At 61.7% G+C, this 20,278-nt stretch carries 21 protein-coding genes and 1 pseudogene; 11 read left to right on the top strand and 11 right to left on the bottom strand.

Annotation, left to right across the window (positions count from 1 at the left end; translation table 11 throughout):
• Positions 1-5: 5 nt before the first annotated feature.
• The 3 genes from KHO53_RS03200 (at position 6) to KHO53_RS03190 (ending at position 3,594) form a co-directional block, all read left to right on the top strand.
• Positions 6-2,012, top strand: coding sequence for a polysaccharide biosynthesis protein (locus tag KHO53_RS03200; RefSeq protein WP_213569973.1), 2,007 nt, complete (start codon positions 6-8; stop codon positions 2,010-2,012).
• Between the two features lie 322 nt (positions 2,013-2,334).
• Entirely contained in the window at positions 2,335-2,655 is a 321-nt protein-coding gene (locus KHO53_RS03195; protein ID WP_213570607.1) for a ComEA family DNA-binding protein, read from the top strand.
• Positions 2,656-2,799: 144 nt separating this feature from the next.
• Positions 2,800-3,594 (top strand): SDR family NAD(P)-dependent oxidoreductase, encoded by a 795-nt coding sequence (locus KHO53_RS03190; RefSeq protein WP_100782109.1) that lies wholly within the window; start codon positions 2,800-2,802, stop codon positions 3,592-3,594.
• Positions 3,595-3,624: 30 nt separating this feature from the next.
• On the opposite strand, the gene KHO53_RS03185 is transcribed toward KHO53_RS03190, so the two are convergent.
• The gene (locus KHO53_RS03185; protein ID WP_010224101.1) at positions 3,625-3,792 is read right to left on the bottom strand and encodes a DUF2897 family protein; all 168 of its coding nucleotides are present in this window, start codon (positions 3,790-3,792) and stop codon (positions 3,625-3,627) included.
• Between the two features lie 179 nt (positions 3,793-3,971).
• Between KHO53_RS03185 and pyrF the strand changes: the two genes are divergently transcribed.
• Entirely contained in the window at positions 3,972-4,673 is a 702-nt protein-coding gene (gene pyrF, locus KHO53_RS03180; RefSeq protein WP_010224100.1) for an orotidine-5'-phosphate decarboxylase, read from the top strand.
• Here the strand turns inward: pyrF and KHO53_RS03175 are convergent.
• Positions 4,663-5,667: an NADP-dependent oxidoreductase gene (locus tag KHO53_RS03175; protein WP_213569972.1), complete on the bottom strand. Its 1,005-nt coding sequence runs from the start codon at positions 5,665-5,667 to the stop codon at positions 4,663-4,665. The two genes, pyrF and KHO53_RS03175, sit on opposite strands and share 11 nt — an antisense overlap.
• 230 nt (positions 5,668-5,897) lie before the next feature.
• Here KHO53_RS03175 and KHO53_RS03170 point away from each other — a divergent pair, with 230 nt between their 5' ends.
• On the top strand, positions 5,898-6,659 hold the full coding sequence (locus tag KHO53_RS03170) for an SDR family oxidoreductase (RefSeq protein WP_213569971.1): 762 nt from the start codon (positions 5,898-5,900) through the stop codon (positions 6,657-6,659).
• On the opposite strand, the gene KHO53_RS03165 is transcribed toward KHO53_RS03170, so the two are convergent.
• Positions 6,652-7,821 carry an MFS transporter gene (locus KHO53_RS03165; RefSeq protein WP_213569970.1) on the bottom strand — a complete coding sequence of 390 codons (1,170 nt, stop codon included), beginning with the start codon at positions 7,819-7,821 and terminating at the stop codon, positions 6,652-6,654. The genes KHO53_RS03170 and KHO53_RS03165 overlap by 8 nt on opposite strands.
• Before the next feature lie 112 nt (positions 7,822-7,933).
• On the opposite strand from KHO53_RS03165, the gene KHO53_RS03160 reads away from it, so the two are divergent.
• The 3 genes and pseudogenes from KHO53_RS03160 (at position 7,934) to KHO53_RS25905 (ending at position 11,384) form a co-directional block, all read left to right on the top strand.
• Positions 7,934-9,328, top strand: coding sequence for an aminotransferase-like domain-containing protein (locus KHO53_RS03160; protein WP_213569969.1), 1,395 nt, complete (start codon positions 7,934-7,936; stop codon positions 9,326-9,328).
• Positions 9,258-10,523: pseudogene (locus tag KHO53_RS25910) on the top strand (HAMP domain-containing protein); the annotation flags it as partial. The gene KHO53_RS03160 and the pseudogene KHO53_RS25910, both read left to right, overlap by 71 nt.
• Positions 10,503-11,384, top strand: coding sequence for a methyl-accepting chemotaxis protein (locus tag KHO53_RS25905; RefSeq protein WP_374045282.1), 882 nt, complete (start codon positions 10,503-10,505; stop codon positions 11,382-11,384). The pseudogene KHO53_RS25910 and the gene KHO53_RS25905, both read left to right, overlap by 21 nt.
• 17 nt (positions 11,385-11,401) lie before the next feature.
• Here KHO53_RS25905 and KHO53_RS03150 read toward each other — a convergent pair whose 3' ends face one another.
• Positions 11,402-12,589, bottom strand: a complete 1,188-nt coding sequence (locus KHO53_RS03150) for a benzoate/H(+) symporter BenE family transporter (RefSeq protein ID WP_213569967.1) — start codon at positions 12,587-12,589, stop codon at positions 11,402-11,404.
• Between the two features lie 147 nt (positions 12,590-12,736).
• Between KHO53_RS03150 and KHO53_RS03145 the strand changes: the two genes are divergently transcribed.
• Positions 12,737-13,339, top strand: coding sequence for a glutathione S-transferase family protein (locus tag KHO53_RS03145; RefSeq protein WP_010224090.1), 603 nt, complete (start codon positions 12,737-12,739; stop codon positions 13,337-13,339).
• A 4-nt stretch (positions 13,340-13,343) separates the two neighbouring features.
• On the opposite strand, the gene KHO53_RS03140 is transcribed toward KHO53_RS03145, so the two are convergent.
• The 5 genes from KHO53_RS03140 to KHO53_RS03120 all read right to left on the bottom strand — a co-directional run bounded on the left by KHO53_RS03140 (position 13,344) and on the right by KHO53_RS03120 (position 15,985).
• Positions 13,344-13,712, bottom strand: a complete 369-nt coding sequence (locus KHO53_RS03140; protein WP_010224089.1) for a glutathione S-transferase N-terminal domain-containing protein — start codon at positions 13,710-13,712, stop codon at positions 13,344-13,346.
• 59 nt (positions 13,713-13,771) lie between these two features.
• Entirely contained in the window at positions 13,772-14,317 is a 546-nt protein-coding gene (gene folE, locus KHO53_RS03135) for a GTP cyclohydrolase I FolE (RefSeq protein WP_010224088.1), read from the bottom strand.
• Positions 14,318-14,387: 70 nt separating this feature from the next.
• On the bottom strand, positions 14,388-14,945 hold the full coding sequence (locus KHO53_RS03130) for a Smr/MutS family protein (protein ID WP_010224087.1): 558 nt from the start codon (positions 14,943-14,945) through the stop codon (positions 14,388-14,390).
• Between the two features lie 52 nt (positions 14,946-14,997).
• Positions 14,998-15,318, bottom strand: coding sequence for a hypothetical protein (locus KHO53_RS03125; RefSeq protein WP_010224086.1), 321 nt, complete (start codon positions 15,316-15,318; stop codon positions 14,998-15,000).
• A 76-nt stretch (positions 15,319-15,394) separates the two neighbouring features.
• Positions 15,395-15,985 (bottom strand): cysteine hydrolase family protein, encoded by a 591-nt coding sequence (locus tag KHO53_RS03120; RefSeq protein WP_010224084.1) that lies wholly within the window; start codon positions 15,983-15,985, stop codon positions 15,395-15,397.
• A gap of 189 nt (positions 15,986-16,174) precedes the next feature.
• On the opposite strand from KHO53_RS03120, the gene prmB reads away from it, so the two are divergent.
• On the top strand, positions 16,175-17,083 hold the full coding sequence (gene prmB / locus KHO53_RS03115; protein ID WP_010224082.1) for a 50S ribosomal protein L3 N(5)-glutamine methyltransferase: 909 nt from the start codon (positions 16,175-16,177) through the stop codon (positions 17,081-17,083).
• 85 nt (positions 17,084-17,168) lie between these two features.
• Here the strand turns inward: prmB and KHO53_RS03110 are convergent, their stop codons facing one another.
• Together KHO53_RS03110 and KHO53_RS03105 are read right to left on the bottom strand one after the other, a co-directional pair.
• Complete coding sequence (locus KHO53_RS03110; protein WP_010224080.1) at positions 17,169-17,966, bottom strand: hypothetical protein; 798 nt, start codon at positions 17,964-17,966, stop codon at positions 17,169-17,171.
• Between the two features lie 106 nt (positions 17,967-18,072).
• A complete protein-coding gene (locus KHO53_RS03105; protein ID WP_010224078.1) occupies positions 18,073-19,035 on the bottom strand; it encodes an alpha/beta hydrolase in 963 nt (320 codons plus the stop codon).
• A gap of 133 nt (positions 19,036-19,168) precedes the next feature.
• Between KHO53_RS03105 and aroC the strand changes: the two genes are divergently transcribed.
• Positions 19,169-20,260, top strand: a complete 1,092-nt coding sequence (gene aroC, locus KHO53_RS03100) for a chorismate synthase (RefSeq protein WP_213569966.1) — start codon at positions 19,169-19,171, stop codon at positions 20,258-20,260.
• The last annotated feature ends 18 nt before the right edge of the window (positions 20,261-20,278 follow it).

Genomic DNA, 20,278 nt, shown 5'->3' with positions numbered 1-20,278 from the left:
TTAGTATGGTTTGGCACCGAATCGATGGAATCCGTCAACGACTGCTGGGTTTGCCCAGAAGGCATAAGCGCACGCTCCAGGTAATTGTCGATGTGATCCTCGTCTGGATTGCCCTGTGGATGGCATTCGTTGTACGCCTGGGGGAATTCGATGTTGTGCATCCTTTCGCCGGGCACGGTTGGTTGTTTATCTGTGCGCCTTTGATCGCATTGCCGCTGTTCATCCGCTTTGGCATGTACCGGGCGGTTATGCGCTACCTCGGTAACGATGCATTGATTGCAATCGTCAAGGCCGTGTCACTCTCGGCCTTGTTACTGGCGCTGGTTGTTTACTGGTATCGCGATAGCACGGTTGCTGTTCCTCGCTCGATGGTATTCAACTACTGGTGGCTCAGCTTGCTGTTGCTGGGCGGGCTGCGCTTGGTAATGCGCCAATTCTTCATGGGGGATTGGTTCGATCCGTCCGTGAAGCAATCGACGACGCGGGGCGACAACCGAGTTCGGGTGGCGATCTATGGGGCAGGGGCGGCGGGTAATCAATTGGTTGCCGCATTGCGCACTGGTCGATCTATGTTGCCGGTTGCATTTATCGATGACGATTCTTCGATCGCCAATCGTGTCATTGCAGGTATACGCGTCTACAAGCCCAAACATATTCAGCAGATGATAGAAGAGACCGGCGCCAGCGAAATTTTGCTGGCGATTCCTTCTGCGTCCCGCGCACGTCGACGCGAAGTACTGGGTATGCTCGAACCTTTCCCGCTACATGTACGCTCGATTCCGGGCTTCATGGACCTTGCCAGTGGCAAGGTCAAGGTTGACGATCTTCAGGATGTGGATATCGCTGACTTGCTCGGGCGTGATGCGGTGCCGCCACAGCAGGCGTTGTTTGAACGCTGCATCAAAGGGCAGTCTGTGCTGGTTACCGGTGCAGGCGGGTCGATTGGTTCAGAACTTTGCCGCCAGATCATGGCATGTGGAGCTCGAGTGCTGATCCTGTTCGAGCATTCCGAGTTCAACCTCTACAGTATTCATCGGGAACTGGAGCGGCGTATTGCTCGAGAAGCGTTGCAACTGCAATTGGTGCCCATTCTTGGCTCTATTCGCAACGCTGCACGGTTGCAGGATGTGATGCGCACATGGCGAGTTGACACTGTTTACCACGCCGCTGCGTATAAACATGTGCCGATGGTTGAACACAACATTGCCGAAGGGGTGCTGAACAACCTCCTGGGTACCTTGAATACCGCCCAGGCGGCCATCAAGAGCGGCGTGGAAAACTTCGTGCTGATTTCCACGGATAAGGCCGTGCGACCGACCAATGTGATGGGTAGTACCAAACGGTTGGCCGAGATGGTTTTGCAGGCTTTGAGTCGTGAAGCGGCGCCGGCATTGTTCAATGATGGTAGTGGTGTACATCATGTGAACAAAACACGCTTCACCATGGTGCGCTTTGGAAATGTGTTGGGTTCTTCGGGCTCGGTGATACCGTTGTTTCGTGAGCAGATCAAGCGCGGTGGTCCGGTGACCGTGACACATCCCAATATCACTCGATATTTCATGACCATCCCCGAAGCGGCGCAACTGGTTATTCAGGCCGGTTCGTTGGGAGAGGGGGGGGATGTTTTCGTTCTGGACATGGGAGCACCGGTCAAGATCGTCGATCTGGCGGAAAAAATGATCAAGCTGTCGGGCTTGAGCGTGCGCTCCAATTCGAATCCGCATGGCGATATAGCCATCGAGTTCTCCGGTTTGCGGCCAGGCGAGAAGCTCTACGAGGAGCTGTTGATTGGTGATAACGTGCAGCCAACCGAGCACCCTATGATCATGCGTGCCCATGAGGAATATCTGGATTGGGACGTCTTCAAAGAGCGATTGGCAGATTTGCTGGTTTCTGTGGAGGCGGACGATTTTGTTCACGTGCGGCAGTTGCTTCGTGAAACCGTCAACGGCTATGTTCCTGATGGTGAAATCGTCGACCACATCTATGTGCAGCGCAGAACAGAAGTGTAATTTCATTGGGTGCTATTGAACCCCGATTGGATTCAATCGGGGTTCAAGCTTAGAGTTTGCCGCTCGTGAATCTACGCTGGGTCGCCCAGGTTGGTAGTTTTCACATTTGTTAACGTTGTTGCTCAGCTGTACATGCGCTTTCCAGGCAGGCTGAAAGCCCCGTGTTTCGAGGACATATATCGCCCAGCAGGCTTTGGTCTGATTTGGTAAAGATTGCTCCCAGCCCAGAGATTTGACTCTCATCGTGGCCGTTCTAGGTTTCAAAGGCAGCCAAGGTAAAGCTGCCCCTGAAACCTAGCAACAAGGAGCTCCATCCATGTCCATGCGCAATACTGTCCTGTCCTACCTCCTGCTACCTCTGTTTACCACTGTGTCGCTTTCCACCAGCGCGGCCCCGCAACCAGAGACAAGCCCTTCGACTTCCATGGTCACCCTGCAACCGACTGCCAAACTGGACCTAAACCAGGCTGATGCCTCTACATTGCAAACCGCCCTGGTTGGGATCGGCAAGACCAAGGCCGAAGCCATCGTCGCTTACCGTGATGAACACGGAGCTTTCACCTCGGTGGATGAGCTACTGGAGATCAAAGGCATCGGCAAGGCGCTGCTGGATCGCAATCGCGACAAGCTCACGGTCAACTGACCAGAGGGGCACAGAGGCGCCGGTCATCGACCGGCGTTTCTATTGCTGCAGTTACCTTTGGTCGGTTCATATTGAATAAATATTACGATGGTAATATTTTATTTTGACGCTTTCCTGCATTTCCTCAGTCCGGAGTCCACGACAATGTCAGACCATCCAGTACCACTTACTGCACTCGTTACAGGCGCTTCTTCCGGAATCGGTGCTGTCTATGCCGAGCGCTTGGCCGCACGCGGGTACGATCTGTTGCTTGTTGCACGGGATCGCCAGCGTCTTGAAGCCCTGGCGAGCGATCTTCAGGCGCGCCACGGTATCAACGTCGAGGTGTTGGCCGCAGACCTCGCCCAATCGAACGATCTGGCGCGGGTCGAGCAACGCCTGCGCAGCGACGGGAATATTGGCGTGCTGGTAAATAACGCCGGGATTGCCCTGCACGGCACCCTGGCGGATGCCACGGCAGAACAGATCGATGCATTGGTCGCGCTCAATATCGTCGCCTTGACCCGCCTGGCCTCTGCGGCGGCAGCACAGTTTTCCAGTGCCGGCCGCGGCATAATCATCAACCTCGCTTCGGTGGTAGCCCTGGCGCCAGAGATGTTCAACGCGGTCTACAGCGCGAGCAAGGCCTATGTCCTGAGCCTGACCCAGACGCTGCAAGGGGAGCTCAAAGATAAAGGGGTACAGGTCCAGGCTGTGCTACCCGGGGTGACTCGTACGGAAATCTTCGAGCGCTCAGGCCTTGATGTAACCCAGATCGACCCGCAGATGGTGATGGAAGTAGGGGAGATGGTTGATGCGGCGCTCAGCGGCCTGGACCAGAAAGAACGGGTGACCATTCCGTCACTGCCGGACGTGGCGGATTGGCAGGCTTACATCAAGGCCCGGGATGCGCTGGGGCCAAATCTGTCGCGCAGTTCGTCGGCGGCGCGCTACAAGTAGCGCCGTGTGTTGCCGAGTCGCGTAAACGGCTCAGCGGTCCTGCGCATCCTTGGCATCCATTTCAGCATTTCGCTCATGCACGCGCTTAAGCTGTTCCTCGGTCAAGGGCAGCTTTTTCGCGGTATCGCGCAGCAGCATCAGGCCACCGACGATGGAGCCGATTGCGAGGACCAGAATCAACCAGGCATACCAGGGCATGTAGTTCTCCTTTTAAACAGCGAATGACGCTGCCTCATTAAATTGGAGCAAACACATCATTCATTGGTTCAATTATAGGGGCTGGGGCGGGACGCGGTCATTTCGCGATCATCGGCCCCCCACAGGCCGCCGCTTCGTTTACAATGCGCGCCGTTCAAGACTTGCCAAGAGACCAGCCCATGTCCGCCTGCCAGACGCCCATCATCGTCGCCCTGGATTTCCCTACCCGTGACGCCGCCCTGAAGCTGGCCGATCAGCTCGATCCCGCCCTGTGCCGGGTCAAGGTCGGCAAGGAGCTGTTCACCAGCAGCGCGTCGGGCATCGTCGAATCCCTGGTCGAGAAGGGCTTCGAAGTGTTCCTCGACCTGAAATTCCATGATATCCCCAACACCACCGCCATGGCCGTCAAGGCCGCGGCGGAGATGGGCGTGTGGATGGTCAACGTGCACTGCTCCGGTGGCCTGCGCATGATGGCGGCCTGCCGTGAGGTGCTGGCCCAGCGTAGCGGCCCGCAGCCGCTGCTGATCGGCGTGACCGTGCTGACCAGCATGGAGCGTGAGGATCTGGCCGGTATCGGCCTGGACATCGAGCCGCAAGAACAGGTGCTGCGTCTGGCGGCCCTGGCCGAGAAGGCTGGTATGGACGGGCTGGTGTGCTCGGCCCTGGAAGCTCCGGCGCTGAAGGCTGCGCACCCGTCTCTGCAACTGGTGACCCCGGGTATTCGCCCGGCCGGCAGCGCCCAGGACGACCAGCGTCGCATCCTGACCCCGCGCCAGGCCCTGGATGCCGGCTCCGACTACCTGGTGATCGGCCGCCCGATCAGCCAGGCCGCCGATCCTGCCCAGGCACTGGCGGCCGTGGTCGCTGAAATCAGGGCTTAAGCACCAGCTTGCCGAAGTTTTCCCCGCTAAACAGCTTCAACAGTGTTTCGGGGAAGCTTTCCAGCCCTTCGACCACGTCTTCCTTGCTCTTCACCTTGCCGGTTGCCAGCCAGCCGGCAATTTCCTGCGCTGCCTTGCCATAGTTGGCGGCATGGTCCATCACCACGAAGCCTTCCATGCGCGCACGGTTGACCAGCAGTGACAGGTAGTTGGTCGGGCCTTTGACCGCTTGTTTGTTGTTGTACTGGCTGATGGCGCCGCAAATGACCACGCGTGCCTTTAAGTTCAGGCGGCTGAGCACGGCATCGAGAATGTCGCCACCAACGTTGTCGAAATAGACATCGACGCCTTTCGGGCACTCGCGCTTGAGGCCTTCGAGGACATCTTCGGCCTTGTAGTCGATGACGCCGTCAAAGCCCAGTTCACTCTTGAGGTACTGGCATTTCTCGGCGCCGCCGGCGATCCCCACCACGCGACAACCCTTGAGCTTGGCAATCTGCCCGGCAATGCTGCCGACGGCGCCGGCAGCGCCGGAGATCACCACGGTTTCTCCTGCTTTGGGCGCACCGACTTCGAGCAGGGCGAAGTAGGCGGTCATGCCGGTCATGCCCAGGGCCGACAGATAACGCGGCAGCGGCGCCAGTTTCGGGTCGATCTTGTAGAAGCCCTGGGGCTCGCCGACAAAATAGTCCTGGATGCCCAGCGCGCCGTTGACGTGATCACCGACGGCGAAGCCCGGGTGTTTGGATGCAATCACTTCGCCGACGCCCAGCGCGCGCATCACCTGGCCCAGGGCTACCGGTGGGATGTATGACTTGCCTTCGTTCATCCAGCCGCGCATGGCCGGGTCCAGGGACAGGTAGAGGTTCTTCACCAGCACCTGGCCTTCAGCCGGTTGAGCCACTGGCACTTGTTCGTAAGTGAAGTCGTCGCGGGTGACGGCGCCGATCGGGCGTTTGGCGAGGAGGAAGCGGCGGTTGCTCTGGGCAGTCATGGCAAGGCTCTCGTTTGAAGGGCAATGTTTGTTGATAGACCCAGATCGGCCAACCGGCAAGGTTTACCCGCCTGGCGAATACACTGCAATCCACTGAGCTGATTGAGCAGGGCAAAGACAATCACCCACGCCGATAGTGCTTCAACCGGCGTCCTGATGATGCTGCCCAACGCTGCTGATCGCTGCCTAGACTCCTCAGCACTGACCTTACTTTGTTGCGGGAGCTAGCGATGAGCATGAGTTTTTCCGGCCAGGTTGCCCTGGTCACCGGTGGTGCTGCGGGGATTGGCCGGGCGACGGCACTGGCGTTTGCCGCCGAAGGGTTGAAGGTAGTGGTAGCCGACCTGGATCAGGCTGGCGGCGACGGCACGGTCGAGTTGATCCGCAGTCGCGGCGGCGAGGCTTTGTTCGTCAGTTGCAACGTCACTCGCGAGGCTGATGTGCGGCAACTGATGGCGCGCACCGTGGAGGCGTATGGGCGCCTGGACTACGCCTTCAACAACGCCGGCATCGAGATCGAGCAGGGTCGCCTGGCCGAAGGCAGCGAAGCGGAGTTCGATGCGATCATGGGTGTCAACGTCAAGGGCGTGTGGCTGTGCATGAAGTACCAGTTGCCGTTGATGCTGGCCCAAGGGGGTGGCGCTATCGTCAATACGGCGTCGGTGGCGGGGCTGGGGGCGGCGCCGAAGATGAGCATCTACAGCGCCTCCAAGCATGCGGTGATCGGCTTGAGCAAGTCGGCGGCCATCGAATACGCCAAGAAAAAAATCCGCGTCAACGCCGTGTGCCCGGCGGTGATCGACACCGACATGTTCCGCCGCGCCTATGAGGCTGACCCGCGCAAGGCCGAGTTCGCCGCCGCCATGCACCCGGTTGGGCGCATCGGCAAGGTCGAGGAAATCGCCAGTGCGGTGCTTTACCTGTGCAGCGACGGCGCCGCGTTCACCACCGGCCAGGCCCTGGCGGTCGATGGTGGTGCCACGGCTATTTGACTGCCGTCAGCATTGGCTCGGCGAGCGCCTTGTGGCTGCGTGCCAGGGCCAGGCCGACCAGCAGGCAACCGGCCAGCAGCACCAGGCCGAACACCAGCAGGGCGGTGCCCGGCCCGAGGCGGTCGACCAGCAACCCGGTGATGATTACCGGCAGGCTGAAGCCCATGTAGGCCAGAAGGAAGAAACCTGCGCTGGCACGGGTTTTTTCCTCGCCTGCCAGGCTGTTCACTGCTGACAGGCCGCCAAGGTAAACAAAGCCATAACAAGCGCTGCTGGCGGCGATGGTGCCCAGCAGCACGGCGGCCAGCGCGCCGCCGTCCGCCCCCCAGGCCAGCAGTGCATAGCTGCAAGGCAGTATCACCAGGCCAATGGCCGTGGCCCGCACTGGCGCCAGGCGCTTGGCCAGCGGCTGGAACAGCAGCCCGCAACTGATCACGCAAAAGGTCGAGAACCCTGACCAGTTGGCCAGGCCATGCTGTTTGAGGATCGACGGCAGCAAGGCGATCACCAGGCCGACACAGGCCCAGGCCAGCAGGATTGCCAGGCCGTAGGGCAAGCTGCCGGCAGGGTAGTAGGGCAAGCGCAACAGGGCGGCGGGATTGTCCAGGCGCCGGTCGGGCAACTGCCATACCGCCAGCATTGCCAGGCAGGCCACTGCCAGGTGCAGGTAGAAGCTGCCAGGCGTCAGGCTTGGGCCGCTAAGCAGAAACAGGCTGGTCAGCGCCGCGCCGAGGCCAAAGCCCAGCGAGGTGCTGGCGGTGACCAAGGTGGCAGCATGGCGGTTGTCGCCAGCGTGCATCAGTTCGCTCATGTAGGCGGTGCCGGTGGCCGACGCCAGTGCGGTGCCGATACCGAGCAGCAGGCGTGCCAGGCCCAGGGTTTCCAAGACAGGGGCCAGCAGCATCAGCAGGGTGGCAAGCATCGACAAGGCCAGGGCGACGAGGATCAACGGACGGCGCCCGACCCGGTCGGCCAGGCCGCCGAGCAACAGCAGCACCGGTATCACCCCCAGCACATAGCCGGAGAACGCCATGGCCGTGGCCCCGGCACCATAACCGGAAAGCTCGGCATAGGTGGTGTACAACGGTGCCTGCAGATTGACCGCGAAGGTGATCAGGCACAGGGCAAAAGCCAGTAGGGCGGGGTGGCGCTGGGTGGGCATGGTCGGCTCCTTGTCGAGGGGCTGACTATCCGGCGCCCGGCAGGGCGTCACAAGGCACACTGGCGAGGGTTTTGTGATTAACTGTTCGGACAAAATCCACGAACACTTTGCCATGCACCTCAGCCTTGATCGTCACTCCGCCATCCCGCTGGTACAGCAATTGACTGGGCAGCTGCAGGCCTGGATCGAAGGCCAGCGCCTACGCCCCGGTAGCCGCTTGCCGTCGATACGTCAGTTGGCCCGGGAGCAGGGCGTCAGCCAGTCCTGCGTGATCGAAGCCTACGACCGGCTGGTGGCGGCGGGCTGGTTGCAGGCGCGTCATGGCGCCGGATTTTTTGTTGCCGAACAGCGGCTCAAGATGCCTCTGGTTGATCAGCCGATCCGCGACGAGGCATTTGACAGCCGATGGCAGCAGTTCACTGACGATCCGGCTGAGCTGCTCAAGCTCTGCTGTGGCTGGGTGCCTTCCAACTGGCGCGCCACCGAGGCGATTGCCCAGGCGGTGCGTCAGGTCAGCCGTGGCGCGCTTGAAGACTTGATCGACTATTGCCCGCCGTTGGGCCTGGCCAGCCTGCGCGCGCAGTTGCACAAGGGCCTGGAGCAGATCGGCATCCAGGCCGCGCCTGAGCAGATCCTCACCACCCAGGGCGCCAGCCACGCCCTCGACCTGCTGGTGCGCACACTGCTCAAGCCCGGCGACAAGGTGCTGGTAGAAAGCCCGGGTTACTACAACCTGTACAGCCTCCTGCGCCAGCATCAGGTGGACATGCTCCACGTGCCGCGAACCCCTCAGGGCCCTGATCTGCATGTGCTGGAAGACCTGCTCAAACGGCACCGCCCGCGTTGCCTGTACATCAACAGCCTGTACCAGAACCCCACCGGCAGCAGCCTGTCGCCCAAGGCCGCTTATCGCTTGCTGGAACTGGCCCGTGAACATGACGTGTTGATCATCGAGGATGACATCTACGCGGATTTTCAGGACAGTGCGGTCACGCGCCTGGCAACCCTGGATGCCGAGCAGCGGGTGATTTACCTGGCCAGCTTCTCCAAGACATTGAGCAGTTCGCTGCGGGTTGGCTATCTGGTGGCCAGGCCTGATCTGGTCGCTCGCCTGGCTGAATTGAAAATGGTCAGTGGCCTGGGCACTTCACGCTTTACCGAGCAGGTCGTGGCGCAGATGCTGGGCAACGGTAGTTACCGAAAAAGCATCGCCCGCTTGCGCGTGCGACTGGCCCAGCATATGGCCAAGGCCCTGGGGCAATTGGAAGCCAATGGCTGGGAAGTGTTCACTGAGCCGTACGGCGGCATGTTCGTCTGGGCCCGCTGCCCGGGGCGGGATTTCGCTGAGCTGAACCGTGAGGCGCAGGCCTGTTCGGTGCTGCTGGCGCCGGGCAGTGCTTTCGATCAGGGCGCTGCTTGCGACTGGTTACGGATCAATGTCGCCTATGCGCAGGACCAGCGCGCGCAGGCGTTCTTCCAACGTGCCGGGCGACCTCGGCTGTCCTGAAAACGACGCGACTGTAGCTTTTTGCCATTATTCCGACGCCGGGATCTTGTGCCGCTGGCCGCGCCGTTGCCACTCTTCACCCTTGATGCATTTGCGGGTATCGGGGGGAAGTGCGATGAGTTCGGCCAAGCGTGGTTTTTTCGCCAACCTGGGCATGGCCCGCAAGCTTGGGTTGGGGTTTGCCCTGGTGTTGCTGTTGACTGCGGTGGTGGCTGCGGCGGGGGGCGCCGCGCTGCACAGCGTCGGGCAACGTTTCGATGGCTTGAAGCAGATGGCGGCGCTCAATACCGCACTGCTCGACACCCGTTTGCAGGAGCAGGCATTCGCCCTGCGCTCCGATCCCAAGGCGGTAGAGGCTGTGCATCAGCGTGTCGAAGCGCTGCAGGAGCAAGCGCGGGCGCTGGTGCAACTGGCCGGCGTCGAGCAGGCGCTGAGCGACTACCGCCAGGCCTTCGACCAGTTCGTCGAGCTGACCCAGGCCAAGGAGCTGGCACTGGACATGGCCAGCTGGTCGGTCTCCAGCGTTGCCAACAACCTCGATGTGCTGCAGTCCGGGCTGGCCGATGACGGTACTTACACCCTCAAGGACACCCAGGGCCAGCAGGGCGCCGAGTTCGTCGAGCAGGCCGGGCAGGTGGCCCAGGTCGCGCGCCTGATGCTGCAGGCCATGGATGAGGCGCGGGTGCGCCTGGAGCAGAACCGCAAGGGCGCCGAAGACGCGCGCCAGGGTCGCATTGAACAGACCGAACAGGCTGCTGCCCTGGTCGAGCAGTTGAAGGCCGCCGTGACCGATGCCGGTTATCAGACCGTGCTTGGCGAAGTCGGCACGCATATCGTCAGTTTCAGTGAAAAGCTCGCCGAATACACCGACCTGCTCGGCCGCGAGCAGCAGCTCAAGCAGCAATTGCAGGCACGTGCCGAGCAGATCACCGGCCAGGTCGATCAAGCCTATCTCGCTGAAGACCGGGCCATGCAAAGTGAGTTGAAGAACAACGCCATACTGATCCTTGCGGCCTCGCTGCTGGCACTGCTGGTGGGCGTGCTGGCGGCCTGGCTGATCACCCGCGCGGTGGTCGGGCCGCTGCGTCAGGTAATGGGCCGTGCCCAGCAGATTGCCGCCGGCGACCTGCGCGGTGATATCGGTGTCTACCGCCAGGATGAGGTCGGGCAGTTGATGCTGGCCATGCAGCAGATGGGCACGGGCTTGAGCGCAATCGTCAGCGGCCTGCAAAACGGTATCGAACAACTGGCCAGCAACGCCCAGTCGCTGTCGGCGGTCACTGAACAGACCAATCGCGAGGTCAACAGTCAGAAGGATGAGACCGAGCAGGTGGCCACTGCCATGCAGCAGATGACCGCCACCGTGCATGATGTCGCACGCAACGCCGAAGAGGCTGCCCAGGCGGCGCAAACGGCGGATGACAAGGTGGAAAGCGGTCAACAGGTGGTACGCCAGAGCATGCAGCGTATCGAACAGTTGGCAACTTCCGCCGAGTCAGCCAGCCAGAGCATCGAGACTCTCAGCAGCGAAGTGCAGAACATCGGCCAGGTACTTGAAGTGATCAAGAGCGTCGCCGAACAGACCAACCTGCTGGCGCTCAATGCCGCCATCGAGGCCGCGCGGGCGGGTGAGCAGGGGCGTGGTTTTGCCGTGGTCGCCGACGAGGTGCGGGCGCTGGCCCGGCGCACCCAGCAATCAACCGAGGAAATCGAGCGCCTGGTCAGCAGCTTGCGCAGTGGTGCCCAGGCCTCGGTGGCGCAGATCCAGGGCAGTGCCGAGTTGGTCAAGTTGGCCGTCAGCGATGCCCTGCACACGGAAAGCGCCCTGGGCAGCATTGCCGCGGCGGTGTCGTTGATCCAGCAGATGAACCAGCAGATTGCCGCGGCGGCGCAGCAGCAAAGTTCGGTGGCCGAAGAGATCAACCGCAGCGTCACCCAGATCCGCAGCAGCGCCGATCAGTCGGCGCTGGCCATGCAGGGCAACGCCAGCTCAAGTATCGAGCTGGCGCAGTTGGGCAATGACTTGAAGGGGATGGTCGGGCATTTTCGCCTGTAGGAGCGGCGTCCCTACGACTATTTACGCCAGTTGAGTATCATCAAGGTCAGCACCCCGGCAACAATCCCCCAGAACGCCGATCCGATCGAGAACAGGGTACAGCCGGACGCTGTGACCATGAAGGTGATCAGCGCAGCTTCGCGCTCCCTGGCCTCGTTCATCGCCACGGTCAGGCCGTTCATGATCGAGCCGAACAGCGCCAGGGCGGCAATCGACAGCACCAGCTCCTTGGGCAGGGCCGCGAACAGCGCCGCCAGGGTGGCGCCGAAAACCCCGGCGATGCCGTAGAAAATCCCGCACCAGACCGCTGCGGTGTAACGCTTGTTCGGGTCTTCGTGGGCATGCGGCCCGGTGCAGATCGCCGCGCTGATGGCCGCCAGGTTGACGCCGTGGGAGCCGAACGGGGCCAGCACCAGCGAGGCCAGGCCGGTTACCGTGATCAGCGGCGAGGCCGGTACCTGGTAGCCGTCAGCGCGCAGCACGGCGACACCGGGCATGTTCTGCGAGGTCATGGCTACCACGAACAATGGAATGCCGATGCTGATGGTGGCGGCCAGGGAGAAGCTTGGCGTGGTCCACACCGGCGTGGCCACTTCCAGGCTGAAACCGCTGAAGTCGAGCAGGCCCATGGCTGCGGACAACACAGTACCGACCACCAGCGCCGCCAGCACCGAGTAGCGAGGCGACACGCGCTTGATCAGCAGGTAGCTGAAAAACATGCCCAGCACCAATGCGGTCCGATGCTGGGCGGCAATGAAAATCTCGCTACCGATCTTGAACAGGATCCCCGCCAGCAACGCCGAGGCCAGCGACGCCGGAATGCGCTTGACCAGGCGCTCGAAGCTACCGGTCATCCCACAGATCACCACCAGCACTGCGCAGGTGATGTAGGCACCAATCGCTTCGCCATAGCTGACCCCACCCAGGCTGGTGATCAGCAGCGCCGCGCCGGGCGTCGACCAGGCGACGGTGATCGGCGTGCGATAACGTAGCGACAGGCCGATGCTGCACACTGCCATGCCGATCGACAGCGCCCAGATCCACGAAGAAATTTGCCCGGTGGTCAAACCGGCTGCTTGACCGGCCTGGAACATCAGCACCAGGGAGCTGGTGTAACCGGTGAGCATGGCAATGAAACCGGCCACTAGCGCGGACGGCGAGGAGTCGGCCAAAGGGCGCAATTGCGCGGACGTGGCATCGGGCATCGGGGCATTCCTTGTGCTGGATGTAAGCAGGTATTTCAGACTACCGCGCACACTGTTGATCTTTGCCATACAGCAGGCATTGCAATTAGCCGTACAGTCGCCAACTATGGGCGCGGGTACGATTGAGCCTTACGAAGAGGGGGAGTGATGTACAAGGTTTACGGCGACTACCAGTCGGGCAACTGCTACAAGATCAAGCTGATGTTGCACCTGCTCGACCTGCCTTATGAATGGCATTCGGTGGATATCCTCAAGGGCGAGACGGAAACCCCGGCGTTCCTGACCATGAACCCCAACGGCAAGGTGCCGGTGCTGGAGCTCGAAGATGGCACCTACCTGTGGGAGTCCAACGCGATTCTCAACTTCCTGGCCGATGGCAGCGAGTTCCTGCCCACCGAACCGCGTTTACGCACCCAGGTGTTGCAATGGCAGTTCTTCGAACAGTACAGCCATGAGCCGTACATCGCCGTGGCGCGCTTCATCCAGTTCTACCTGGGGCTGCCGCAAGACCGGCTGGAGGAATACAAGACCCTGCACAAGGGCGGCTACAAGGCCCTGCGGGTGATGGAGAAGCAACTGCAGCTGACGCCATACCTGGTGGGCGATAACTATTCGATCGCCGATGTCGCGCTGTACGCCTACACCCATGTCGCCCATCAGGGCGGGTTCGACCTTAATGAGTACCCGGGCATCCAGGCATGGCTGGAACGTGTGGCCAGCCATCCCCGTCACGTGACCATGCTCGGTTGAGCGATCAGGCGGCAAAACGCTTGTTGAGGTAGTCGATGATCACCTTGGATTCATACATCCAGGTGGTCTTGCCGTCTTCCTCGATACGCAGGCACGGTACCTTGATCTTGCCGCCTTCGGCGAGCAGGGTCTGGCGATCCTGTTCGTTGTTCTTGGCGTCGCGCAGCGCAACCGGCACATTCAGGCGGTGCAGGGTGCGGCGGGTTTTCACGCAGAATGGGCAAGCGTGGAACTGGTACAGGCTCAGGCCCTCGGCCTGTTGCTCGACCCGGGCCTGGGCGGCCGGGTCGCGCTTGAGCTTGGCCGGGCGGCTGATCCAGTCACCGAACACAATCAATTGGCCGAGGCCCACACGCAGTGCTTTGACGATCATGGCAACTCCTGAGAATAAAAAAAGCCGACCACGAAAGGTCGGCTTGCAGTCTGGTTCGCTTACTTGATCAGGCTGAGAAACTCGCTGCGGGTCGCGGCGTTTTCACGGAACTCGCCGAGCATCACCGAAGTGATCATGGTCGAGTTCTGTTTTTCCACACCGCGCATCATCATGCACATGTGCTTGGCCTCGATGACCACCGCCACGCCCAGGGCGCCGGTGACCTTCTGGATCGCTTCGGCGATCTGGCGGCTGAGGTTTTCCTGGATCTGCAGGCGACGTGCGTACATGTCGACGATCCGCGCCACCTTCGACAGCCCCAGGACTTTGCCGTCAGGGATGTAGGCAACGTGGGCCTTGCCGATGAACGGCAGCATGTGGTGCTCGCACAGCGAGTACAGCTCGATGTCCTTGACCAGGACCATCTCGCTGTTATCGGAGCTGAACAGGGCGCCGTTGGTCACTTCTTCCAGGGTTTGCTCATAACCGCGGCAAAGGTACTGCATGGCCTTCGCTGCCCGTTTGGGCGTGTCGAGCAGGCCCTCGCGGGAGATATCCTCGCCAAGCTGGCCAAGGATCGCGGTGTAGTTCTGTTCCAGGGACATGGATCTACCTGTGGGATTTTATCGCAAACGCGAAGGGTACGGCGGCGACGGCGGCGCTGCAAGTACGGCGTTACTCGTCGCGGCCTTCGAGCATGGTTCGCTTGAGCATGACATACACCGCGCCAGTACCGCCATGGCGGGCCTGGCACGAGGTAAAACCAAGGACTTGCGGGTGCTGGCGCAGCCAGGTGTTGACGTGGCTCTTGATCATCGGCCGCTTGCCATCCAGGCGTACCGCCTTGCCATGGGTGACGCGCACGCAGCGCACTTCGAAACGGGTCGCTTCGGCGAGGAAGGCCCAGAGGGTTTCCCGCGCCTTTTCGACATTCATGCCATGCAGGTCAAGGCTGCCTTCGAAGCCGATCTGGCCAAGCTTGAGCTTGCGCATCTGGCTTTCCTGGACGCCGTCACGGCTCCAGTGCAGGTCGTCTTCAGGGCCGACATCAATGACGAACTGGTCCGACAGGCCATCGACCACGGTCTGGTCGCTGCGCACTGTCGCGGCCTGGCGCAGGCCCGCCAGTTTCTTGCGGTCGGCCTTGGGTTTACCGACTTCGGCGCGATCATGCGTGATCGGCTTGACACCGCGCATCTCGCTTTTGAACAGGGAAAAATCGTCGTCTTGCATGTAAGCCTCCGCCTGGGCGGCGTAGTTTACGCGACTCCCCCACGGCGTGCAGTCAATCGTGTTTTTTCATCAGGTGCGGTGACAGGTTGAGCTCGCGGCTGCGACGCAGGCGCAAACGGCTGCGGCGCCAGAACCACACGCCCAGGTACAGCAGCAACAGGCCAAGGCCGAGCAAGACGCTGGCACCGGCCGGGTTGGCATTGAGCTCGCCCAGGGCAGCGGGGCGTCCCAGCAGGCTGGCGGCGCCGGCCATGGCCAGGAGCACGCCAGCGGTTGCCAGCAACGCCGAGAACGCCGCCGCAAAGCGCATGCCCCAGTTGCGGGGCGTGCGTGGGCGTAAGCGCTTGGCATCGAAACCATCGGATATTTTCATTCCGATTTCCTCTATGGATATCCGGCGTTGGACCGAAAAGCCCTGAGGTGGTTCCGCCCGGCTGCCGGGCGGTCGCTCAGATCAGGCTGGTGGTCGGCGCTACACAGGCAAAGTTGTCGGCCATGATCGCCATCTCGCTCTGCTGAATCTGCGCCGCCGGGATCACGCCATCCTTGAAGGGCAGGTCGCGGGTGGCGCAAGCATCTTCGATCAGGGTGCAGCGGTAGCCGTAATCCTTGGCCCGGCGCACGGTGGTGCTGACGCTGGAGTGGCTCATGAAGCCGCAGACGATCAGGTCCAGGTGGCCGTATTTCTGCAGGGTTTCATGCAGGGTGGTGTTCTTGAAGGCATTGGGCATGCGTTTTTCGATGATCACCTCATCGCCCTGCGGCTCAAGGCCCGGGATGAACTCACCGCGCGGGCCCTGCGGGTCGAACATGCCGCCGACGGTACCCAGGTGACGCACGTGGATGATCGGGCGCCCGGCCTTGCGGGCCGCCTCGAGCATTTTAGCGATGTTGGCCACGGCAGCATCCATGCCCGAGAGCGCCAGGGGACCGCTGAGGTACTCCTTTTGCGCATCGATAATCACCAGGCTGGCATTGTTCAGCTTGGCCGGCGGATAGCCGCGACCGCTGAGGTGGAACATCGTCGTTGGAACAGACATCAAGGGCTCCTTTGGATAGGGCTTTTACCCTATTGTCCCCTGCCTGAGCACTTATGTGAATCGCTTCGCGTACAACCAGCGTCGTTAGTGGCCTGCAGCCAGCTTGGCGATATCCTTACAGGGTGTTTTTGCCGATCATTTCTGCTGCCGGGCTGTTAGAATCGCAGGTCGTCTTTCAAGGAGTCTGTTGTGATCACTTCTCGCTTGCGCACCCTGCGCGATCATATCCGTTGGGCCGTCAGCCGTTTCCACGAGCAGGGCCTGTTTTTCGGTCATGGCGCCGACAACGCCTGGGATGAAGCGCGGCTGCTGGTGCTGGGGTCGGTGCATCTGCCCTGGGAAGTCGCCGACGCCTATCTGGACTGTCAGCTGGAAGACGACGAACTGGTCAATCTCCAGCGCCTGCTCAAGCGCCGCATCGAAGACCGCGTACCCACCGCCTACCTGCTCGGTGAGGCCTGGTTCTGTGGTTTGTCGTTCATCGTTGACGAGCGCGTGCTGATTCCGCGCTCACCCATTGGCGAGCTGATCGAAAAACGTTTCGAGCCGTGGCTGGCCAGCGAGCCTGCGCGCATCCTCGACCTGTGCACCGGCTCTGGCTGCATCGGCATCGTCAGCGCCGAAGTGTTCCCGGACGCTGAAGTGGTGCTGGCCGACCTGTCCTTCGAGGCACTGGAGGTGGCGAACCAGAACATCGAGCGTCATGGCCTGGAAGAGCGCGTCTATACCGTGCAGGGCGATGGCTTCGGCGGTCTGCCGGGGCAGCGCTTCGACCTGATCCTGTCCAATCCGCCGTATGTCGATGCCGAAGACTTTGCCGACATGCCCGAGGAATATCATCACGAACCGGAACTGGGCCTGGCCTGCGGCAATGACGGCCTGGACCTGGTGCGGCGGATGCTGGCCGAAGCGGCCGATCACCTGACCGAGAAGGGGTTGCTGATCGTCGAGGTTGGCAACAGCCAGGTGCATGTCGAGGCGCTGTATCCGCAAGTGGATTTCGCCTGGCTGGAGTTCGAGCGGGGTGGGCACGGGGTGTTCATGCTCACGGCGCAGCAGTGCCGGCAGCATCAGGAGTTGTTTGCCTCGAAGGTGTAAGGCTTCAGGTTTGCAGTGAATCCATCGCTGGCACGCCAGCTCCCACAAATTGCCCTTGTGAGAGCTGGCGTGCCAGCGAGGCTTTTTAGCGGTGAGTCGCAATCCAGATCAACAACCCCGCCTGAAACACCGCAAAGGCCACCAGGCAGGTGATGGTAAAGCGCAGCCCGCTGTCTTCACGGCGGTACTTGCTGACCCGCTCGTCACGCTCGCGCAATTGCGCTTCTTTTTCCTGCAGGCTCTGCTCGGCCTGTTGCAGCATCTGCGCAGCATCGAGTATCTCCACCCGCTGCACCTTGTCACTGTTCCAGCCGCCCTTGAGTTCACCGACCTGCACATCGACAAAGCGTCCCTTCAGGTGCTGGGCATCAGCGTACTCGACCTCCAGGCCATGACTGCGCAGCACATGGTCACGGCGCAGACGGGTGTCTTCGTTGAGGGCGTCCTTGTTCGGCAGGGCCGCGCCTTCGACCCGATAGTGCGGCCACTTGCGTTGCGCCCAGGTCACCGCCTGGTTCATCAGAAAACGCCCCAGGCCGCGGTTCAGCGGCTCGATCTGCAGGCCGGAGTCAGGGCTGAAGGTCACGCGTTTTTCTTCGTGGTCGACCCATACATCCAGGTGGTTCTGTTCCTTGCGCACCTTCTGCGCCGGCAGCTGGATAGCCATGCGTAGCAGGCTGGTCTGTTTGTTGTGGCGTTCGGCATAGCCGTACTGGACGAAGCGCAGCGGCCGCGCACCGCTGTTGCGGTCGGTCGGCAGCGGCGCCAGGCGCAGCATCTGGAAGTGTTCGGGGGCAACATCGGCCCAGGGCAGGGGCGCAACTTCCGCTGCTGCCTGTTCGGCAGTCGTCTCGGCGGTGTCCTGGGGGGCGGCTTCGGTCATCACGGCAATCCTCATGTGCGCAGCAGGCTGGTCGCATTGACGAAGCCAGCACCACTTTATCGGCAGGACTGGCCCGGACTGGAGGCGTAATTTCTGCGATTGGGCCTCAGCTGGCGGGCAACCGCTGAATGAAGTCGACAACGCGCTTGCCCAGTTCGGCCGCTTGCGGCAGTTGCGGATCAAGATAACTGTCGCGTTGCTGGCTGATTTGCTCCGGTGCGATGCGCAGCATGTGGTTCATGCCCTTGATCAAGGCAAGCTCGGCATCCGGCTTGGCGGCCTTGAGGATCTCGGCGTTGTCGACATTGACCTGGAAGTCATGGGTGCCCTGGATGATCAGCGCCGGTACCTTGACTTTGGCAAAGGCCTCGGCCGGGTCCTGGCGGAACAGCGAAATCAGGTAGGGCTGCACGCTGGGGCGCAGTACATCCTGCAGGGGCAGGGGCACGCGAGAGGAGGTCTTGCCGTTTTTCAGGCGATCAAGGATATCGCCGGCACTGGCCATGTAGCGCCCGGGCACCCGCTCAAATATCTGTGCGCGCAGCGCCTTGTCGATCGGCCAGCCACTGCCGGCAATGCTGATCACGGCGCTGGCGCCGCTTTGCTCGGCGGCAAGGCTGGCGATCAACGCACCTTCACTGTGGCCAAGCAGAATCAGGCGGCCGAAACGTGGGTCGGATTTGATCTTCTGGCTCCAGGCCACGGCATCGGCGACATAGCGCTCTACCGTCAGGTCGCGCTCGTCCGGGGTGGCCGCGAGGCTGGCCGCGACGCCGCGCTTGTCGTAGCGCACGCTGGCGATATTGTTTTTCGCCAGGGTCAGGGCCAGTTGCTTGAGGTTGTCCGTGTTGCCGCCGTAGGGGTTGTTGCCATCGCGGTCGGTGGGCCCGGAGCCGGCAATGATCAGCACCACCGGTGGTGGCTGCTCGGTACGCGGCAACAGCAGGCTACCGTGCAGCACGCCGCTGCCGGTATCGAGGCTGACCGGGCGCTGGAACACGGTGGGAGCGGCAGCCTGGACCAGGCCGCTGAACAGCAGGGTGAGTACCGCAACAATACGCAACATCATCAGGCCACTATCGAGAGAGTGCGGTTTGGACCGGGCCGGGCGCAGAAGGTTCGCCGTCAGGGATGAACTGAATGGTTAGCCTGCGTATACTGGCGCTCTTGTTCAAATCTGGCTGATTCGCGGAGCGTCCTGCATGTCCGGCAATACCTACGGCAAGCTGTTCACTGTCACCACCGCTGGCGAAAGCCATGGCCCGGCGTTGGTCGCCATTGTCGATGGCTGCCCGCCAGGCCTGGAGATTTCCCTGGCCGACCTGCAGCACGACCTGGACCGGCGCAAGCCCGGCACCAGCCGCCACACCACCCAGCGCCAGGAAGCCGACGAAGTCGAAATCCTCTCGGGAGTGTTCGAAGGCCGCACCACCGGCTGCTCCATTGGCCTGTTGATCCGCAACACCGACCAGAAGTCCAAGGACTACTCGGCGATCAAGGACCTGTTCCGCCCGGCCCACGCCGACTACACCTACCACCACAAGTACGGTGAGCGTGATTACCGTGGCGGCGGCCGCAGCTCGGCGCGGGAAACCGCCATGCGCGTGGCCGCCGGTGCCATCGCCAAGAAGTACCTGGCCACCCAGGGCATCCGCATCCGCGGCTACATGAGCCAGCTCGGGCCGATTGAAATCCCCTTCAAGACCTGGGATTCGGTAGAGCAGAACGCCTTCTTCAGCCCGGACCCGGACAAAGTCCCGGAGCTCGAGGCCTATATGGACCAGCTGCGCCGCGACCAGGATTCGGTCGGGGCGAAAATCACCGTGGTCGCTGAAGGCGTCATGCCCGGCCTGGGCGAGCCGATCTTCGATCGCCTGGATGCCGAGCTTGCCCACGCGCTGATGAGTATCAACGCGGTCAAGGGCGTGGAAATCGGCACAGGTTTTGCCAGCGTCGCCCAGCGCGGTACCGAGCACCGTGACGAGCTGACCCCGGAAGGCTTCCTCAGCAACAACGCCGGCGGCATTCTTGGCGGTATTTCCTCCGGTCAGCCGATCGTTGCCCACCTGGCCCTCAAGCCGACCTCGAGCATCACCACCCCTGGCCGCTCCATCGACGTCGATGGCAACCCGGTTGAGGTGATCACCAAGGGCCGTCATGACCCGTGCGTGGGTATCCGCGCCACGCCGATTGCCGAGGCCATGATGGCCATCGTGCTGATGGACCACCTGCTGCGCCACCGCGGGCAGAACGCCGACGTGCGCGTGAAGACGCCGGTGCTGGGCCAGCTGTAATGCTGGCGCCTGCCAATC

Origin of the sequence: Pseudomonas sp. RC2C2 (assembly GCF_018390435.1) — a bacterium.
Taxonomy (GTDB): Bacteria; Pseudomonadota; Gammaproteobacteria; order Pseudomonadales; family Pseudomonadaceae; genus Aquipseudomonas; species Aquipseudomonas donghuensis.
This window is presented reverse-complemented; position numbering and strand designations above follow the sequence as displayed.

Excerpts from the sequence above, each read along its gene's own strand:
- KHO53_RS03200 (WP_213569973.1), top strand. The coding sequence starts at position 6 with ATGGTTTGGCACCGAATCGATGGAATCCGTCAACGACTGCTGGGTTTG.
- KHO53_RS03195 (WP_213570607.1), top strand. The coding sequence starts at position 2,335 with ATGCGCAATACTGTCCTGTCCTACCTCCTGCTACCTCTGTTTACCACT.
- KHO53_RS03190 (WP_100782109.1), top strand. The coding sequence starts at position 2,800 with ATGTCAGACCATCCAGTACCACTTACTGCACTCGTTACAGGCGCTTCT.
- KHO53_RS03185 (WP_010224101.1), bottom strand. The coding sequence starts at position 3,792 with ATGCCCTGGTATGCCTGGTTGATTCTGGTCCTCGCAATCGGCTCCATC.
- pyrF (WP_010224100.1), top strand. The coding sequence starts at position 3,972 with ATGTCCGCCTGCCAGACGCCCATCATCGTCGCCCTGGATTTCCCTACC.
- KHO53_RS03175 (WP_213569972.1), bottom strand. The coding sequence starts at position 5,667 with ATGACTGCCCAGAGCAACCGCCGCTTCCTCCTCGCCAAACGCCCGATC.
- KHO53_RS03170 (WP_213569971.1), top strand. The coding sequence starts at position 5,898 with ATGAGCATGAGTTTTTCCGGCCAGGTTGCCCTGGTCACCGGTGGTGCT.
- KHO53_RS03165 (WP_213569970.1), bottom strand. The coding sequence starts at position 7,821 with ATGCCCACCCAGCGCCACCCCGCCCTACTGGCTTTTGCCCTGTGCCTG.
- KHO53_RS03160 (WP_213569969.1), top strand. The coding sequence starts at position 7,934 with ATGCACCTCAGCCTTGATCGTCACTCCGCCATCCCGCTGGTACAGCAA.
- KHO53_RS25905 (WP_374045282.1), top strand. The coding sequence starts at position 10,503 with ATGCTGGCCATGCAGCAGATGGGCACGGGCTTGAGCGCAATCGTCAGC.
- KHO53_RS03150 (WP_213569967.1), bottom strand. The coding sequence starts at position 12,589 with ATGCCCGATGCCACGTCCGCGCAATTGCGCCCTTTGGCCGACTCCTCG.
- KHO53_RS03145 (WP_010224090.1), top strand. The coding sequence starts at position 12,737 with ATGTACAAGGTTTACGGCGACTACCAGTCGGGCAACTGCTACAAGATC.
- KHO53_RS03140 (WP_010224089.1), bottom strand. The coding sequence starts at position 13,712 with ATGATCGTCAAAGCACTGCGTGTGGGCCTCGGCCAATTGATTGTGTTC.
- folE (WP_010224088.1), bottom strand. The coding sequence starts at position 14,317 with ATGTCCCTGGAACAGAACTACACCGCGATCCTTGGCCAGCTTGGCGAG.
- KHO53_RS03130 (WP_010224087.1), bottom strand. The coding sequence starts at position 14,945 with ATGCAAGACGACGATTTTTCCCTGTTCAAAAGCGAGATGCGCGGTGTC.
- KHO53_RS03125 (WP_010224086.1), bottom strand. The coding sequence starts at position 15,318 with ATGAAAATATCCGATGGTTTCGATGCCAAGCGCTTACGCCCACGCACG.
- KHO53_RS03120 (WP_010224084.1), bottom strand. The coding sequence starts at position 15,985 with ATGTCTGTTCCAACGACGATGTTCCACCTCAGCGGTCGCGGCTATCCG.
- KHO53_RS03110 (WP_010224080.1), bottom strand. The coding sequence starts at position 17,966 with ATGACCGAAGCCGCCCCCCAGGACACCGCCGAGACGACTGCCGAACAG.
- KHO53_RS03105 (WP_010224078.1), bottom strand. The coding sequence starts at position 19,035 with ATGATGTTGCGTATTGTTGCGGTACTCACCCTGCTGTTCAGCGGCCTG.
- aroC (WP_213569966.1), top strand. The coding sequence starts at position 19,169 with ATGTCCGGCAATACCTACGGCAAGCTGTTCACTGTCACCACCGCTGGC.